A 15,153-nucleotide genomic window follows, 5' to 3' on the forward strand; every position below is an offset into this window, starting at 1 on the left:
TCCAGGCTGATTTCCACTCGTTCGATCCCTTACCAATCTGTATCGACTCCTACGAGACGGTACAGAAGCATCTGTTACGACTGGGTGCAGAGATGCCCCCACCAAAAGGAATCAGGTACACCTGGAAGTGACTTCAACGACGTTGACACAACCCTCCCTTACCCACCCTGCTGCCGTCGAAGCATTTAGTTGTATCCCGCTCATTGACGGACACAATGATCGTCCTTGGGCTTCCAGAGAAATCGCGAATTACTCTGTCGAAGGTCTGGAACTCGATTCCCACTTCAATACTGATATCGACAAACTGCGTCGTGGTGGAGTAGGAGGGCAGTTCAGGTCAGTATTTTCACCTGCGGCCCCTACTGAGTCCGAGTCTGTGCAGTTTACCCTCGAGCAGATCGATTTTGTTTACAGAATGATTAAGAGGTGTCCGGAGACTTTTGAACTTGCCCGCACCGGTGAAGATGTACGGAGAATATGGCGGAGTGGACGAATTGCTTCATTGCTTGGTGCCGAAGGCGGGCACAGCATTGGCAGTTCTCACGCCACGTTGCGGATGCTGGCGCGGCTAGGCCTCAGGTACATGACGCTTACACACAATTCAAATAATCCCTGGGCCGACTCAGCCACCGACAAGCCAAACAACGGCGGTCTCAGCGGTTTCGGACATGAGACCGTCAAGGTGATGAACGAACTCGGTGTCCTTGTTGACCTATCGCATGTTTCACCGGCCACAATGAGGGACGCGATCGAGACATCGACATCCCCAGTTATCTTTAGTCATTCTGCCTGCCAAGCTTTATGTCGGCACCCTAGAAACGTCCCCGACTCAATCCTGAAGACACTTGCAGTGAATGGAGGCGTAATCATGATCGCGTTGGTTCCGGCGTTCCTTGATGAGGCTTACAACGAATGAGTAGAGAATGGTCGAGCCGGATTGCGTCCGTCTACGACGATCAATCATCTGATTGAACATATTGAACATGCCCGAGATATTGCAGGCGTCGATCACGTCGGCTTGGGCAGCGACTACGACGGTTGCGACGAATTTCCCGATGAAATGTCTGATGTCTCGAGCTTCTCCGTGCCAATGGAGAGACTTGCTGAACGAGGCTGGTCATCAGATGACCTCGCCAAGCTTATGGGTGAAAATCTACTTCGCGTTCTCGACCAGACAAGTGCCCACGCCCTCTTTGCCCTCGTGGGCGGCTTGATCGAGCACACTCATTTGCCGGTCAAAAAGACCAACGACGAGCCAAAAACTAGTGCGATTGGACGGTGACTCACTACTCATGATCAACAAAGATCGACATATGTCGCAAATCATTTCAGACCCTGCAAATCATTCCTTGGGCAGCACGTCGACCGCGCGTCAATCTGCAATGCGCGCGGCCTCGCTCGCCAATGTTGCGATACGCCCGTTGAGGCATTTGGATGACTTCATTGCCTGCGAAGCTCTCCTCGACTCCATTTGGCGTCCGGAATCCGGGTCCTCACTAATGTCCAAAGACTTGCTGCGGGGCATCCGCTCCGCCAACAGCTACGTCTCGGGCGCATTTCAAACAGGGCAACTTGTTGGCGTCTGCGTCGGGTTCTGGGGGCCACCGGAATCGCGAAGCATGCACAGCCACATCGCCGGAGTCAGCGGCACAGCGCGCGGCAGGAATGTCGGTTACGCGTTGAAGCTGGACCAGCGAGCCCATGCCCTGGAGAGCGAAGTGGACACCATCACGTGGACATTTGACCCTCTGGTTCGCCGGAACGCGTTCTTCAACTTCCACAAACTTGGCGGTGTGGCTTCGCAGTATCTGGTCAACTACTACGGCCCTATGCTCGACGAGATTAACGGAACGGACGAGTCAGATCGGCTCCTCCTTGAATGGAATCTCGCGAGCCCGGGAGTGGTCCGGCGCTGCGATGCAACACCGGGAACGGGTACGCCGCACACTGCGGACCACAACAGCGTCGCCGCACTCTCCGTAGGCCGCGCCGGCCAACCCGTAGTGGCTGCGACCAGCGCTTCCACGCTGTTGGTCGGAGTTCCGGAAGATATCGAAATCCTTCGACACGTAGACCCGGGACTCGGGCGGGAGTGGCGCACTGCGGTACGTGAAGTTCTGGCCGGCATTCTGTCCCGTGGCGGACGTGTCGAAGGGTTCGAGCCACAAACAGGCAGCTACATCGTGACGAGAGGAAAGTAATTCATGAAAATCGAGGCCATTGAAATTCGGCGTATCAAGATGCCCTTGGTGGCACCGTTTCGTACGTCGTTCGGAACAAAACACGAGAGAGAGATGCTGCTCCTGCGCGTGCGAACCCCTGGTGCGGACGGTTGGGGCGAATGTGTCGCAATGTCCGATCCGCTGTACTCATCTGAATACGTCGACGCAGTCGAGGACGTCCTGCGCCGGTTCCTCATCCCGGACCTCCTTGCCATGGGCGACGTCACAGCCAACGCCGTCTTACCAAGACTCCACAAATACAAGGGCCACCGCATGGCCAAAGCGGCGCTGGAAATGGCCGTTATGGACGCCGAGCTCCGGAACCAGAACATCTCGTTTGCGAGCAGTCTCGGCGCACTCCGCACGCACGTCCCGAGTGGCGTATCAGTTGGCATCATGGATTCGCTCCCGGAACTGCTTGACGTTGTCGGCAAGTACCTGAATGACGGCTACGTACGAATCAAACTCAAAATCGAACCAGGTTGGGATATCGCGCCCGTCCGTGCTGTTCGAGAGAAGTTCGGCGATGACATTCTGCTTCAAGTGGATGGAAACACGGCGTACACGCTGCGTGACGCTCACCATTTGGCAAAGCTGGACGACTTCGATCTGTTGCTGATCGAACAGCCGCTCGACGAAGAGGATGTGATCGGGCATGCCGAGCTGGCCCGAAAGATCCGGACACCTATATGCCTGGACGAATCAATCGTGTCCGCCAGCACAGCGGCGGCAGCCATCAAGCTCGGTGCATGCGAGATCGTCAACATCAAGCCGGGACGAGTGGGCGGATACCTTGAGGCTCGGCGCATCCATGACGTGTGTGTTGCCCTCGGCGTCCCGGTGTGGTGCGGTGGCATGCTCGAAACCGGCTTGGGTCGAGCCGCCAACGTGGCTCTTGCAGCCCTGCCCGGCTTTACGCTTCCCGGTGATGTATCCGCTTCAGATCGCTTCTACATCGAAGATTTGACCGAGCCTTTCAAACTCGAGAATGGCGGCCTAACCGTTCCGAATGGCCCAGGCCTGGGCGTAACCCCCTTGGAGGATCGCCTTAAAGAGCTCACCCTGACATCGGAAAACATCGGGGCGTAGCCCCAGTCTGGGCTCGCCCGCATCCTCAGTGATTTGGGCGACACGCTGTTGGTCGTTGGCCGCTGGCCTCGGAAATCGACCGTTGGTGACGTATGTCTTCAAATTCGGTCGTCGGGCTAATGCTTCATCTAACGTGAGACAGACAGCACCAATACTTCAACCTAGTTGGGATTGCGTCACCTTAGATGAGGCCGGAGTGCAGCCGGGGAGGTTCAATGGAGCAGCAGGAGACCCCGGTGCCGGCCGTCCGGCTCGACGCCGTGGTGCATGGGCGGGTCCAGGGCGTGGGATTCCGGTACTTCACGGCGCTCAAGGCGCGGGAGCTGTCCCTGTCCGGCAGCGCTGTCAACCGGCCCGACGGCACGGTGGAAGTCACCGCCGTTGGGTCTCCATCAGCGGTTCAACAGCTCCTTGACTGGCTCAAATCCCGGCAGGCACCCGGGCGAGTCACAATGGTCGAGGCGGAGATCGCGCCGGCCACCGGGACCCTCAACGGATTCCACACCGGCTGATCCCCGGCTCGCGGCGGAGCCCCGGGCGCGTGGACCCGGTGGGCGGGGGTGGCATGATGGGCGTAACTGCTGCACTTGGAGACACTATGCAAACGTTTCGCCACACCACCGCACTCCCTTTCCCGCGCAAGGACGTGTTCGCCTGGTTTACCCGGCCCGGCGCACTGGTGCGGCTCTCGCCGTCGTTCTTTGGAACGGTGCTGTCCGAACCCAGCAACGGCATTAACCCCGGTTCGACGGCGTCCCTGGGAGTGGGAGCCCCGGGCGGGCTTGGCATGTGGTTGGGTGCGGTGTCCGGAACAGTGCAGGGGGTCCTGCCCGGGCGGCTGCGTGCCGGCGGCGTGGTGCGGGCGCAGCTGCGTTGGGATGCCCTGCACACCGAACTTGTGCCGGGGGAGGCGTTCACCGATGTGATGACCAACGGGCCGCTGACCAATTGGACGCACCGGCACAGCTTCGCCGACGGCCCGGTGGAGGGCAGCACCGTCATGACGGACACCGTGAGCTACCAGTTGCCGCCCGTGCCTCCGCGAGGCGCAGTGGAGCGGCGTTTCGCGGCCGAGTTGGAGCGCATGTTCGCGTTCCGGGCACGCCAGCTCGAGGGTGATCTGGGCTTTCACGCCGCGCATTCCGGCAAGGCCATGACCATTGGCGTCACGGGAGCCAACGGACTGATCGGCTCCCAGCTGTGCGCGCTGCTCACCGGCGGCGGACATACCGTACTTAAACTGGTGCGGCGCGCCCCACGGGACGCCGGCGAAATCTTCTGGGATCCGGCCGCGGGAACCCTTGACGCGCAGGCCCTGGCCGCATGCGACGTGGTCATCAACCTGGCGGGGCACACGATCGGCGGCCGGTTTACGGCCAAAACCAAGGACCTGATCTACCGCAGCAGAATCCAGGGCACGGCCCTGCTGGCCGACAAGCTGGCGCAGCTGGCCTCCGACGGCGTGGACCGCACGCTCGTCAACGGCTCGGCCGTCGGCTACTACGGCGCGACGCCCCATGCCGCACCGGAAAGCACGGGACAGCGCGTTTCCCGGGCCCTTGTGGAAACCGATCCGCCCGGCACGGACTTTTTAGCACAAGTGTGCAATGACTGGGAGGCGGCCTGCCGACCCGCCGCCGACGCCGGGCTCCGCGTGGTCACCGTCCGTACCGGGGTGGTCCAGTCCGTGGCCGGCGGCGTGCTCCAACGCCTCCTGCCGCTCTACCTTGCGGGCGTGGGCGGGCCGATCGGCAAGGAAGCGTGGCAGAGCTGGATCGGCATCGACGACATCGCGGGGATCTTTGCCCACGCGGCGCTGTCCGCCGGCGTGGAGGGTCCCGTCAACGCCGTGGCCCCACACCCCGTCACCGCCGAACAGTATGCGCACACGCTTGGATCGGTCCTGCACCGGCCGTCCGCCGTCAAGGTGCCCGCAGTTGGCCCCAGGCTGCTGTTGGGACGCCAGGGCGCACAGGAGCTGGCGCTCGCCGACCAGCGGGTTTCCGCGGCGAAAATCCAGGCCGCCGGCTACCAGTTCCGGCACGAGACCCTTGACGCTGCCCTGCGACACATTGTGGGGGCCTGATCCCGGCTGCTCCCGGTCGACTCCGGCCCCGTGCCCGCGGAAGCTCCTCGACTCATGTGTGTCTTTTTCATTCTCATATGAGCGCGGCCGTGCCGGATTGACCGTACGATGAGGGGCAAACGCGCCGCGCCGTCAGTGGTTCCGGACTGGCCAAACGACTGATTTGAGACTGAGCATGACAAAACGACGCATCGTTGCGGGCATCGATTCCTCAACCCAAAGCTGCAAGGTGGTCCGCGTCGACGCGGAAACCGGCGAAATCCTGGGTACACAGTCCGCACCCCACCCCGACGGGACCTCGATTGACCCGGCCCGCTGGTGGGAGGCACTTGAGCAGGCCGGCGGAACCCGACTCGACGACGTCGAGGCCGTCTCCGTCAGCGCCCAGCAACACGGCATGGTGGCCCTGGACGACGACGACCGGCCAGTCCATGATGCCCTCCTGTGGAACGATGTCCGCAGCGCCCCGCAGGCGGACGCCCTGCGAGAGCACTTTGGCGCCGACTTTTGGGCCCGGGAGATCGGCGTGGTGCCCGTCTCCTCCTTCACCATCACCAAGCTGGCGTGGCTTGCGGAAAACCATCCTGAACTGGCCGGTAGGGTGCGGCGAGTCATGCTTCCGCACGACTGGCTGTCCTGGCGCCTCGGTGGGCAGGCGCACGCACCCGTCACGGACCGCAGCGACGCCTCCGGCACCGGATACTACTCCGTCCCGGAGAACCGGTACCGCACCGAGCTGCTCGAGCACGCCTTTGGCCGCGTCCCCGAGCTTCCACGGATTATCGGACCCTCGGAGGTGGCCGGGACGACCCCGTCCGGGTGCCTGATCGGGGCCGGCTGCGGCGACAACGCCGGGGCCGCCCTTGGCTTGGGCCTGGCGCCCGGGGAGGTGGTGGTGTCGGTGGGAACCAGCGGCGCCGTGTTTGCCTCCACGGACCGAAATATTGCCGACCCCTCGGGCGCGATCGCCGGTTTTGCCGACGCGACAGGGCGCAACCTTCCGCTCCTGGCCACGATCAACGGTGCCCGGATCCTCTCCTCGAACGCCGATCTGCTGGGCGTGGACCTTGCGGAGTTTGACCGGCTTGCCTCCAGTGGTGCGCCCGATGCCGGCGGCCTGACCATGGTGCCGTACTTCGACGGCGAACGCACACCCAACCTGCCCCACGCAACGGGAAGCCTGGTGGGCATGACCCGGGCGCAGCTCACCCGCGAAAACCTGGCCAGGTCCGCCGTGCTGGGCCTGCTGTGCGTCCTGGCCGACGCCCTGGATGCGCTGCGGGCCACCGGTGTTGCCGTGGAACGTGTGCTGTTGATTGGTGGCGGCTCCAAATCGGCGTCGTTGCGGGAGGCCGCGGCCGACATCTTCCGGGCGGAGATCCTCATCCCCCAGGCGGGGGAGTACGTGGCGCTCGGTGCCGCCCGGCAGGCGGCCTGGGCGCTGTCCGGAAGCCAGGAACCCCCAGTCTGGGAACGCCATGTTGAGCGGATCCTGGAACCATCCGCGTCACCGGAGTGGGCTCAGACGGTCAGGGGCCGGTTCGCCGACGCCCGCCTGAACATTTACAGCGCATAGTCCGGCCGGCTACCCGAGGGCGCCGGCCGCCGTCGTCGTGACGGCGGTGCTGAGAACATCGAGTGCGATCGACTGGATTTTCCACCGCTGCCAGTACAACGGCATGGCGGTGACATGGCCGGGCACAAGTTCGCGCAGCCGGCCCGTGCGGAGCCCGTCACCGCAGTGCGCCTCGGGCATGAGGCCCCAGCCCAGGCCCAGGCCCACCGCCTGGGCAAATTGGATGGTGTCCGGGATGAAATGTTGCGGCCCGGCCAGGGTGCTGCCCGTGGCGGAGGCGAAAAAGTTGCCCTGGAGCGTGTCGGTGCGGTCGAACTGGATCGCCGGCGCCAAAGCAAGGCCTTCCGGCGTGAACCCGGTCGGGAACCAACGTGCCATGAAGTCCGCGGAGGCCACAGCGCGGTAGCGCAGGGAGCCGAGCGGCACCACGGAGCAACCCTGCACGGCGTCCGGGGAGGCCGTGACGGCGGCCATGACCTGGCCGGTGCGCAGGAGTCCGGCAGAGTGCTGTTCATCCTCGCGCAACACCTCAAAGGTGAGCTGCGCGTCCGCGGGAACTGCTGCCAGGGCGGCAACAAACCAGGTGGACAAGGAATCGGCGTTGACTGCCAGGGGGATTGGCGCGCCGCCCGCGCCCGCAATGCCCAGCTCGGCGGCGGCGTCGGCCTCCAACTGGCGCAGCTGCCGGGCTAGTTTGTGCACAATAACGCCGGCCGGGGTGACCGTCACCGGCGAGGTGCGCTGCAGCAGCACCTGGCCGGCTGCCTGCTCCATGGCCTTGATGCGCTGCGAAACAGCCGACGCCGTGACGTGCAGCTGCCCGGCCGCCGCCTCGAAAGTGCCCAGCTCCAGGACGGTGAGGAAGGTGCGGAGCTGCTCCGTCTGCAGATTCATCATTAGATTTCCTTAGCTATCATCAAAATAATTAGCTGTACTGTCTATGCGAAGCCTAGTAGTTTCAATGCTTGTGACACCACTGGACATTCTCCCCACAGCCGCCACCGGACTCGGTGCAGGGCTTGCCCTCATCATCGCGATCGGCGCGCAAAATGCCTTTGTGCTGCGCCAGGGCATTCGTGGCGAACACGTGGGACTCGTGGTCCTGGTGTGCATGGTCAGCGACGCCGTCCTCATCGCGGCCGGAATCTTCGGCATTGGCGAGGTCATCAAGGCCGTGCCGGCCGTCGTCGTCGCCATCCGGCTCGCCGGGGCAGCGTTCCTGCTGGCCTATGCCGCGCTCGCCGCCAAGCGGGCCGTGCGACCGGGCGCGCTGACCGAAGGGCAGCAGCAGGGTGCGCTGAGCCGCCGCGCCGTGCTAGCCACCGTGCTGACGCTCACCTGGCTCAACCCGCACGTGTACCTGGACACCGTGCTCCTGCTGGGCACCCTCGCCAACCAGCACGGCGAACTGCGTTGGTGGTTTGGCGCCGGCGCCGCACTGGGCAGCGTGATCTGGTTCAGCGCCCTGGGCTTCGGAGCCCGGCTCCTGCGCCCGGTCTTCGCCAAACCGGGAGCCTGGCGGGTGCTCGACGCCCTGATCGCCGTGGTCATGGCGCTGCTGGGGATAAAAATGGCCCTGGGCGTGTAAGGGCCCTAAATGAAGTCCATCTCCACGTGCAGGAACGCCTCGGCCGCCGCGATCGCGGCGGCAAAGGCCTCCTCCTCGGTGGGTGACTTCTTCGGACTCCGGGTAAACCACTCGTGGGTTTCCATATGGACCTTGGTGAACCCGCCGCCGGGCGGCGCGTAAAACACGGCAAACCGCTGCACGGGCCACTCAGGCCCCGTCTCCAGAGCCACCAAGAGCGCCGATTGGAGCGCGGGGTTGTACCACTGGGCTATGGGGCGGCGGCGGTCCTGGTCAAAAAGTCCCGACGCGTACCGGGAAGCCGGCGACGGCCCCATTTGAGCACGCAACCGCTCCCACCACAGGGGCAGGATCTCGCTGTCGTGGCGCATCCACACTGCCGGAACAACCGGCGGCTTGTTATGTAGACTCACACTTTTATTTTAGCCATCGGCGGCCCAGTTGCCAGAGCTTTGACGGAACCCCCAGACGCTACACAGGAAACCCCCTACTCGCAGCCGATCCCGTCGCCGTCGCGGTCCAGTTTGGTGCTGTAGCCGGGCTGGCCGGCAAGGATGGGAGCCTTGCCGGCCGCCCTGACGGCGGCACAGTTGGCGTAGACGACACCCTGGTCCGCTGCGGCGGGTGCCGCGGACGCCGCGGGCGGCACCGGCACGGGCTTCCTGGCCGCCGGGGACGGAGCCGCGGACGGTGCGGCGGGCGCCTTGGCCGGCACCGCAGCCGGGGTCTTCACGATCGTTTTGGCCGGTGTCTTGGCCGGGGCGCAGTCCTTCAGGACCGCGGCCATGGCATCGTGCTCCCCGGCGGTGACCCAAAGGCTGTAGGCAGCCTTGACGGAGACTTGCCGAGCCACGTAGTCGCAGCGGTATGCCTTGTTCGGCGGCAGCCAGGTGGCGGCGTCGCCGTCGCTCTTTTGCTGGTTGGAAGGTCCGTCCACGGCCAACAGGTTCGCGGGATCGTTGGCCAGGGCCAGCCGCGTTGCCGCAGTCAGCTTTTGTGCACCCTTTTGCCAGGCGTCGCTGAGGGCCACCACATGGTCGATTTGCACGGCCGAACTGGTGGCGCCGCGGGTGAAATGGATGGTGGTGGCCGTGTAGGGATCGGCCAACACGCCCGTGAGCACAATGCAACCGTGCGTGCCGGGCTTGAACGTGGTGGCCGTCAGGTCCCGGTTGAGGATGTCATTGCGGGTGTCGCAGCCGTTCTTGTCCACATCGGTCCATGCCGCACCAAATTCGCTGCGGCTGTACCCCGTTTTCGGGGCGCGGCCCTTCACCGGAAGCGTGGCCAGGGTGTCCAGGGCCTTCGCGGCAAATGCCGGTGCCGGGGAGACCGCGGTGCGGGAGGGCGTGGACGTGGCCGCGGGACGGGTGGGCGCGGGCTTTGCGCCGGCCGTTGCCTTTGCGCCGGTGGTTGCCGGGATGGACGACGCCGGCGCCGCCACTGCGGCCGCCTCGAGTTTCTCAGGTGTGGAGGTTCCCCCGCAGGCCGTGGTCACCAGCAGGACGGAAGCAAGGACGGTGCCCAGGATGAAATCAGTGGTGCCCAACGGGCGGGTGGTGCGGTGCGAAGCCAAGATGAACGTTCTCCAAGGATGGTGCGGGGATGAACCACAAGCCTATCCAAGGGGTGCGACACCAAATGTCGGCAGGCTCAGCCTGCCCTGTGGGTCACCCCTACATGCCGGCGCCCGCGAAGAGTGGCAACAGCCCCGCGGCCACCAGCAAGAAGATGGTCCCGATGATCGCGGCAGTCCCCATCTGCCACTTTCTCCGGTGTTCTCCCTTGGGGGTCGTCCTGGCTGTGATGACGGCCGCGACGCACAAGCCAAGAAGGGCCACCCCAAAGGCGCCCGCGCGGGGCCAGCTCGACAGCGGCATGATGAGGTCGGCACCGTACAGGGCCAACACGAGTGCAGGGACGCCAAAGGCAATGGAAATAACCGCCAGGAGAACGGTGAAACGACTTTGCGCGTCTGCCTCCCGGGAGCTGGAGATGCTGGCAGCGGATGTCAGCAGGTCTCGAATGGCACTGGACTCGTCGCCCAGCTGGCCTTTCAGTTCCACGCATTGGCGCATGCCGGCGTCGTGCAGTCGCATCCACGTGGCAGTTTCCGGAGTTGCGGGATCTGCCGGGTTGGTAATGGACGCATCTTGCAGCCGGCGGTATGCGTGGTAGGCGGGGGAGTCCGTCACATGCACCCAGAGCCCCTCCCGGATGGCTTCCCTGGCCTGATCGGCGGCGCGGCTGCACACAATGTTGAGTTGCAAGAGCGCTTCCACCACCGAGGTGTGGTCAAGTGATGACGAGTCGGAGCCGCCGCTGGCCACGAGCTGCAATTCAATCTGGTACCGGATTTCACGCAGTTCCGCGACGGCGTTTCGGGACGATTCGGCCAATGCTTTGGCGGCCCGGGCTGCACTGTGGTGTTGGTCAGGGTCGTTGTCGTCCCGGTCGTGCGCAAGAACAGGCGCAAGAACATCCTGCAGGACGCTGTCCATCAGCGGCTCTGCTTCCGGCATAGTGACGCTGACTGAAGTGAACTGGCAGGGGGTCGGCTGTTCCTGCCAGAGGGCAGCAAACGTTGCCTCCAGCTTTACATCGAGGCTGCTGGCGTGAACCAAAACTCGCATGTTGCCGACCGCAATGACCCTGCGGCCGTCTTTGCCCACCTGGACCACCAACATCGGGGCCACCCGAAGACCGTCCAACCGACCCGTCGCGTCTGCTGAATCCGTGCCCGCGAGCTCACGCAGCTGGCGGCCGGAAATCCGGCTCTTGTCCGTTGTCCAGGTCAGTGCGGGCGACGCCGAGGGCCCGCCTGTCGGTACAGCAGAATCTGTCGTCATTTCGCCATTCAAACACGACCCCGCAATGGGCCGGCAATTGTGACCCATGGCAGCCCCGCTGGCTCCGCCGGGGTAAGGACGCTAGTCGTCCCCGGTTTTCCGCGACCGCTCCAAGTACGGTTTTGCGTGCTCGATGCCGTCGGTCAGGGCTCGCACGGTGCCCTCCATGTTGTGGGCCGCCGTGGCCCGGAACGAGTCGATGGCGTCCATGGTGGCGAAGACGTTGTCGAAGGCCTTTTGCAGCGTCTCCACACTGACTCCCGAGGCGGCCGCCTGCTGGTGGATCCGTACCGTCTGGTCCTTGAGCATCTCGCTGGTCTTGAGGATCATGTTGTTGGTGGTGGTATTGATGGCGTCGATTTGGTCCAGCACCATCTTTTGGTTGGCCAGCGCCTCCGCGACGATCACCGCCGTCCGCAATGCCGAGATGGTGGTGGTGTGGGCCCGGTCAACACCCTTGATCAGTTCCAGGTTGTTCTTCCTGACCAGGTCCATTGCGAGGTACCCCTGCACGGACACGGCCAGCTGGGTCAGGATGTCCTGGTGGCGCTGCCGGATCGGAAACAACACGTCGGCCTGCAGCTGCTGGGCGTGTTCGGTTTCCCCCGCCGCCTGCAGGGCCGCCACCTTCGCTTCGCAGGCCTCATCGAGCGCTTGCGCGTAGACCGCGGTTTCACTCAGGGCCTGCATGGTCTCCCACAATTTCACCTTTTCACCGGCAAGGTCGGCATTGTCCTTGCCCAACTCGCTCTGGCCGGCCTTGAGTGAATTGATGATGGCGTCCAGCTGGGTTTGCGCGGATTCGTAGCGCTGGAAATACTTGGCCACCTTGTTGCCCTTGGGCACGAAGCCAAGGATCTTCCTGCCCGTGCCGAGATCGGCGTTGTTGGGGGTGAGGTCCTCCACCGTGGTCCGCAATTCGTTGAGCGTCTGGGCCACATGGGCCTGGGCGCTGTTCCCGGTGCGCTTGGCGCCGGAGACCGACGACGTGGTGCGCTCAAGCATGCGGCTGGAGGAATCGGCCGACGATCGCATCTGGGGCGCCGCCAACGCGGAAATGCCGTCCACCCGGCGGCTGAATTCGGGGCTGCGGGCGTCCAGGGCCGCGATCCCGGCGATGAATTCCTGCGCCTTGTTGTTGATTTCCACCTGGCGGTCGGCAGGAACGGGGATCATGCCCGGCGCCTGCTTTGGCGTGACGATCTGGGGCGCCTCCGGGGCATTCAAGACCAGGGCGATCTCGTCGTCGGACGGCGGGATGAGGGAGAAGTCATGGTGGAAACCAGTTTCGTTTAGCCCAAGGGGATCTCAATATCGGTGTCACTTGCCATGGTGCCCCACCTCGGCGGATTTGTCGCCACCGAATTGCCGGTGGCGGCCTGGGGAAGCGATAAACGCGACGCCGACTGCCCCGTGTGAACCGCGGCACGTTTGGCCGGATCGCCGGGATTTTGGGTTCGCCGGCAGGCGCGGGGCCTAAACTGTCCAGCATGACGACGCCGGATTCCACGCTTCCCAAGGCCGAACTCCACCTGCACATCGAGGGCACGCTGGAGCCCGAACTCATCCTTGCGCTGGCCGCGCGCAACGGCATCACCCTGCCACACCCCACCCTCGCGGAGCTGCGGGAACAGTACGAGTTCACCGACCTGCAATCATTCCTCAACCTGTACTACGCCAACATGGCGGTCCTGGTGACGGAAGCCGACTTCGCCGACATGACCCGCGCCTACCTGGGCCGCGCCCGGGACGCGGGCGTGCGGCACGCGGAGATCACGTTCGACCCGCAGGCGCACCTGGCGCGCGGGGTCCAGCTCACGACGTCGCTGGCCGGCATTGCGTCGGCGCTCGCCGACAGCGAGGCCGAGTTTGGCGTCAGCACGGAGCTGATCGCGGCATTCCTGCGCGACGAATCCGAGGAATCCGCGCTCGCCGTCCTGGAGGAGCTGATCGCGATGGACGCACCCATCATCGGGATCGGCCTGGACTCCGCCGAGGTGGGCAACCCGCCGTCGAAGTTCGTGCGCCTCTTTGACCGTGCCCGGAATGCGGGCCTGCGCCTCGTGGCCCACGCGGGGGAGGAGGGCCCGCCCAGCTATGTGTGGGACACCCTGGAGCTGCTGGGCGCCGAACGCATCGACCACGGCATCCGTTGCCTGGACGACACCGCTCTGGTGGCGAGGCTTGCCGCCGAGGGCACGCCCCTGACGGTGTGCCCGCTGTCCAACGTCCGGCTGCGCGCCGTGGACACCCTGGCCGGGCACCCCCTGCCGCAGATGCTCGCGGCCGGGCTGAACGTGTCCGTCAATTCCGACGACCCCGCGTATTTTGGCGGTTACGTGGACGGCAACTTTGCTTCCCTGGCGGCCGAGTTCGATTTCTCCGCGGACGTTTTGGCCACGCTGGCGCAGAACTCCATCCGGTCCTCGTTCGCGACGGACGCCCGCAAGGCCGAACTCCTGGCCGAACTGGGCCACTGGCGGTCCGCGCAGGGCTGATTCGGGGCTAGGCCAGGGCGAACAAGGCGCCGGCCGCGTGGGCTACGGGCACCGCCTGCTCGGCCAGCAGCAGCACGCCGAGACCGAGCATGATGATGCCGCTGCAGAGCGTGATCCCGCGGGCGGCACCGGGTCGCGAACGCAACAAACGCCGCGAGCCGGCCGCCACGAGTGTATAGATGACGGCGGTGGACGCCACAAACGTCAGCCCCAGCACCAGCGACTGGGCCGGCACGGAAAACGCGGCGTCGGGCCTGATGAACTGCGGGTCAGGGCCACAAAGAACAGCAGGCCCTTGGGGTTGATGCTGCTGGTCCCGAAACCCTGCAGGTAGGCACGCAGCCCGGTGCCGCTGTCGTCAACGGCCAGTTCACCGGAAGGCCCGACGGCGGCAAAGCCGGCACTGCGCCAGGACTTGGCCGTCGTGGCGCCAAGCCATAACAGGTACAGGGCGCCGGCCACCGTCAGCCACAGCAGCAGGCTCGGGATGGCGGCCATGAGCGCCGCGATTCCGGCGGCCAGCAAGATGGTGTGCAGGACGTAGCCGCTGCACAGCCCGGCCACGGCGGGCACGAAGCTGCGGCGCCCCAGGCCGGCGGCGATGGAATAGGCCCAGTCGGGGCCGGGGGTGCAGGTCAATGCCACGGCAACGGCCAGAAAGCCAAACAGTGCTTGCGGTTCCATCGTGCTCCTTCGGGCCGGTCAATGAAAGCAAGCTTAGGGAAATGACCGCCATAAGTGCTTACCTTTTTGACCGCCTTGGAGGCGAATGGCGATAAGATTTTGCTGTGATTGACGCCCTGGATAGAGATATTTTGCGCACGCTCCAAAACGACGGGCGCATGACGGCCACCGCACTCGCCTCGGAGGTGGGTTTGACCGTGGCGCCGTGCCATCGCCGGCTCAAGGATTTGGAGGCCAGCGGGGCCATCAGCGGGTACAGGGCCGTGATTGACCCGGCGGCCGTGGGGCTCGGCTTCGAGGCGCTGGTTTTTGTGACCCTGGCCCAGGTGGACCGGGCCACGATCGGCGAATTTGAATCCAAGGTCAGCGCCGAACCACACATCACCCAGGCCCAGCGGCTCTTCGGCGATCCCGACTACATCCTGAAGGTCATGGCGGAGGATCTTGCCGCGTACCAGCAGTTCTACGACACCCGGCTGACCAGCCTGCCGGGCGTGCAGCGGTTGCGCTCCACCATGGTCATGAAGAACCTCAAGCCGGGGCGGGCCTGCCGCTTTAAGC

14 protein-coding genes and 2 pseudogenes are annotated in these 15,153 nt (G+C 64.5%); 9 read left to right on the forward strand and 7 right to left on the reverse strand.

All coding sequences use genetic code 11. The features are described 5' to 3' along the window. Positions 1 to 127 precede the first annotated feature (127 nt). From AL755_RS00110 to xylB, 6 genes and pseudogenes are all read left to right on the forward strand, one after another. A pseudogene (locus tag AL755_RS00110) lies at positions 128 to 1,282 on the forward strand (dipeptidase). Between the two features lie 31 nt (positions 1,283 to 1,313). After that, positions 1,314 to 2,201: a GNAT family N-acetyltransferase gene (locus tag AL755_RS00115; protein ID WP_150116971.1), complete on the forward strand. Its 888-nt coding sequence runs from the start codon at positions 1,314 to 1,316 to the stop codon at positions 2,199 to 2,201. Positions 2,202 to 2,204: 3 nt separating this feature from the next. After that, positions 2,205 to 3,311: an o-succinylbenzoate synthase gene (gene menC / locus AL755_RS00120; RefSeq protein ID WP_054009183.1), complete on the forward strand. Its 1,107-nt coding sequence runs from the start codon at positions 2,205 to 2,207 to the stop codon at positions 3,309 to 3,311. A gap of 215 nt (positions 3,312 to 3,526) precedes the next feature. Continuing rightward, complete coding sequence (locus AL755_RS00125) at positions 3,527 to 3,823, forward strand: acylphosphatase (RefSeq protein ID WP_054009184.1); 297 nt, start codon at positions 3,527 to 3,529, stop codon at positions 3,821 to 3,823. Positions 3,824 to 3,909: 86 nt separating this feature from the next. Continuing rightward, a complete protein-coding gene (locus AL755_RS00130; protein ID WP_054009185.1) occupies positions 3,910 to 5,397 on the forward strand; it encodes a TIGR01777 family oxidoreductase in 1,488 nt (495 codons plus the stop codon). Between the two features lie 175 nt (positions 5,398 to 5,572). Further along, entirely contained in the window at positions 5,573 to 6,973 is a 1,401-nt protein-coding gene (gene xylB / locus AL755_RS00135) for a xylulokinase (protein WP_054009186.1), read from the forward strand. Between the two features lie 9 nt (positions 6,974 to 6,982). Here xylB and AL755_RS00140 read toward each other — a convergent pair whose 3' ends face one another. Then, positions 6,983 to 7,870, reverse strand: coding sequence for a LysR family transcriptional regulator ArgP (locus tag AL755_RS00140; protein WP_337589542.1), 888 nt, complete (start codon positions 7,868 to 7,870; stop codon positions 6,983 to 6,985). Between the two features lie 64 nt (positions 7,871 to 7,934). Here AL755_RS00140 and AL755_RS00145 point away from each other — a divergent pair, with 64 nt between their 5' ends. Next, positions 7,935 to 8,561, forward strand: a complete 627-nt coding sequence (locus AL755_RS00145; RefSeq protein ID WP_054009187.1) for a LysE/ArgO family amino acid transporter — start codon at positions 7,935 to 7,937, stop codon at positions 8,559 to 8,561. Between the two features lie 5 nt (positions 8,562 to 8,566). Here the strand turns inward: AL755_RS00145 and AL755_RS00150 are convergent, their stop codons facing one another. The 4 genes from AL755_RS00150 to AL755_RS00165 form a co-directional block, all read right to left on the reverse strand. Continuing rightward, a complete protein-coding gene (locus tag AL755_RS00150) occupies positions 8,567 to 8,932 on the reverse strand; it encodes a hypothetical protein (protein WP_054009188.1) in 366 nt (121 codons plus the stop codon). Between the two features lie 116 nt (positions 8,933 to 9,048). Then, complete coding sequence (locus AL755_RS00155; RefSeq protein ID WP_054009189.1) at positions 9,049 to 10,140, reverse strand: GmrSD restriction endonuclease domain-containing protein; 1,092 nt, start codon at positions 10,138 to 10,140, stop codon at positions 9,049 to 9,051. A 97-nt stretch (positions 10,141 to 10,237) separates the two neighbouring features. Continuing rightward, entirely contained in the window at positions 10,238 to 11,410 is a 1,173-nt protein-coding gene (locus AL755_RS00160) for a tripartite tricarboxylate transporter TctB family protein (RefSeq protein ID WP_054009190.1), read from the reverse strand. Positions 11,411 to 11,491: 81 nt separating this feature from the next. Then, on the reverse strand, positions 11,492 to 12,586 hold the full coding sequence (locus AL755_RS00165; protein WP_082368766.1) for a toxic anion resistance protein: 1,095 nt from the start codon (positions 12,584 to 12,586) through the stop codon (positions 11,492 to 11,494). A 314-nt stretch (positions 12,587 to 12,900) separates the two neighbouring features. Between AL755_RS00165 and AL755_RS00170 the strand changes: the two genes are divergently transcribed. Continuing rightward, the gene (locus AL755_RS00170) at positions 12,901 to 13,908 is read left to right on the forward strand and encodes an adenosine deaminase (RefSeq protein ID WP_054009696.1); all 1,008 of its coding nucleotides are present in this window, start codon (positions 12,901 to 12,903) and stop codon (positions 13,906 to 13,908) included. Positions 13,909 to 13,915: 7 nt separating this feature from the next. Here AL755_RS00170 and AL755_RS24335 read toward each other — a convergent pair whose 3' ends face one another. Together AL755_RS24335 and AL755_RS00175 are read right to left on the reverse strand one after the other, a co-directional pair. Next, positions 13,916 to 14,143 (reverse strand): hypothetical protein, encoded by a 228-nt coding sequence (locus tag AL755_RS24335; RefSeq protein ID WP_337589543.1) that lies wholly within the window; start codon positions 14,141 to 14,143, stop codon positions 13,916 to 13,918. Beyond that, positions 14,113 to 14,592: a LysE family translocator gene (locus AL755_RS00175; RefSeq protein ID WP_337589544.1), complete on the reverse strand. Its 480-nt coding sequence runs from the start codon at positions 14,590 to 14,592 to the stop codon at positions 14,113 to 14,115. The genes AL755_RS24335 and AL755_RS00175 overlap by 31 nt, the downstream gene beginning before the upstream one ends. Positions 14,593 to 14,696: 104 nt before the next feature. Between AL755_RS00175 and AL755_RS22105 the strand changes: the two are divergent. Further along, a pseudogene (locus AL755_RS22105) lies at positions 14,697 to 15,128 on the forward strand (Lrp/AsnC family transcriptional regulator); the annotation flags it as partial. Positions 15,129 to 15,153: the final 25 nt, after the last annotated feature.

Origin of the sequence: Arthrobacter sp. ERGS1:01, assembly GCF_001281315.1 — a bacterium.
Classification (GTDB): Bacteria; Actinomycetota; Actinomycetes; order Actinomycetales; family Micrococcaceae; genus Specibacter.

Coding starts and splice junctions, on each gene's coding strand:
- AL755_RS00115 (WP_150116971.1), top strand. CDS start 1,314: ATGTCGCAAATCATTTCAGACCCTGCAAATCATTCCTTGGGCAGCACG.
- menC (WP_054009183.1), top strand. CDS start 2,205: ATGAAAATCGAGGCCATTGAAATTCGGCGTATCAAGATGCCCTTGGTG.
- AL755_RS00125 (WP_054009184.1), top strand. CDS start 3,527: ATGGAGCAGCAGGAGACCCCGGTGCCGGCCGTCCGGCTCGACGCCGTG.
- AL755_RS00130 (WP_054009185.1), top strand. CDS start 3,910: ATGCAAACGTTTCGCCACACCACCGCACTCCCTTTCCCGCGCAAGGAC.
- xylB (WP_054009186.1), top strand. CDS start 5,573: ATGACAAAACGACGCATCGTTGCGGGCATCGATTCCTCAACCCAAAGC.
- AL755_RS00140 (WP_337589542.1), bottom strand. CDS start 7,870: ATGATGAATCTGCAGACGGAGCAGCTCCGCACCTTCCTCACCGTCCTG.
- AL755_RS00145 (WP_054009187.1), top strand. CDS start 7,935: ATGCTTGTGACACCACTGGACATTCTCCCCACAGCCGCCACCGGACTC.
- AL755_RS00150 (WP_054009188.1), bottom strand. CDS start 8,932: ATGCGCCACGACAGCGAGATCCTGCCCCTGTGGTGGGAGCGGTTGCGT.
- AL755_RS00160 (WP_054009190.1), bottom strand. CDS start 11,410: ATGACGACAGATTCTGCTGTACCGACAGGCGGGCCCTCGGCGTCGCCC.
- AL755_RS00165 (WP_082368766.1), bottom strand. CDS start 12,586: ATGATCCCCGTTCCTGCCGACCGCCAGGTGGAAATCAACAACAAGGCG.
- AL755_RS00170 (WP_054009696.1), top strand. CDS start 12,901: ATGACGACGCCGGATTCCACGCTTCCCAAGGCCGAACTCCACCTGCAC.
- AL755_RS00175 (WP_337589544.1), bottom strand. CDS start 14,592: ATGGAACCGCAAGCACTGTTTGGCTTTCTGGCCGTTGCCGTGGCATTG.